This is a genomic window from Barnesiella sp. (assembly GCF_022723415.1).
GTDB lineage: Bacteria > Bacteroidota > Bacteroidia > Bacteroidales > Barnesiellaceae > Barnesiella > Barnesiella intestinihominis.
Window position 1 is genome coordinate 1 of sequence record NZ_JAIJHU010000152.1, and the last position, 1,041, is coordinate 1,041.

General features: G+C 40.2%; 1 protein-coding gene. It reads right to left on the reverse strand.

The window, feature by feature from the left end:
* The coding region (locus tag QVD32_RS13225) for an ATP-binding protein (RefSeq protein WP_287710401.1) at positions 1–971 on the reverse strand (971 nt) is incomplete at its 3' end.
* Positions 972–1,041 lie beyond the last annotated feature (70 nt).

Below are 1,041 nucleotides of genomic sequence, written 5' to 3' on the forward strand. Positions count from 1 at the left end.
CAAAAGGCCAGCGTGACAAAAAGCCCGGTATCTCCCATAAACATCTTGTACTGGTCGTAGTCCGTATGTGCAGGAAGTCCCACACTAGGATTGTCTGAGTGGTGAGCGAAATTCACGGTAAGGCTATCTTCCATGTCGCGCAAAAACTCGGCGATTGTTTCCGAGGATTCATTTTTCCCTAAGATGCTGGTTTGTTGGTATCGGCAGGCATTTTTACTAAGCTGGGCGGGTATTGCGCTAAACATCTTGGATATCTTACCTGATGGGTCTATCTTCAAAAAATCATCTATATATATATCCAGGATTTCTCTCTTCTTGTTATCAACCTCTGTCAAGTTATTTGTTTCCAAATAAGTATTGACAGCTTGCGGCATGCCCCCAACTAACATATACAGCCTAAAGTCACGAAGAAGCTTCCTCATAGTCGCATCACCTAAAGAACGTTTACTGTTGAAACATTCTCTAAGCATATCAATTGTAACATTATCATTCAAGGCCCAACGAAACTCCTCATAGTCCATAGGATACATCGTAAGTCTTGTTTCCTCACTTGGTATCACGATGTCCTTGATGTTCTTCCGGATAGAAAGCAATGACCCTGTCTCAATATAGTCATATCTGCGATCTTTAACCAAATATTTAATGGCCTCACGAACCTTGGGACACTTTTGAACCTCATCGAAAATAATTACAGATTTTCGTTCGTATAATCTTACACCATATATAAATTGAAGTTGCATGAAAAAATGATTGCGGTCAGAGATGTTGTCAATAGCTTCCCACAAGGCTGTTGGTGCATCAGCAAAGTCGACGAGTATATAGCTTTTGTACTCGTTTTTTGCAAATTCCTCAGCTATTGTGGATTTTCCTACACGACGTGCTCCCTTGACGAGAAGTGCTGTAGAACCGTCTCTGGTCTGCTTCCAGTTAAGCATTTTATCATATAGTTTGCGCTTAAAAACTTTTCCCATAATCTATTCTGTTTGATGGGTGCAAATTTACGATATTTATCCTAAATCCCCAAATCTTTTTGGTCAAATA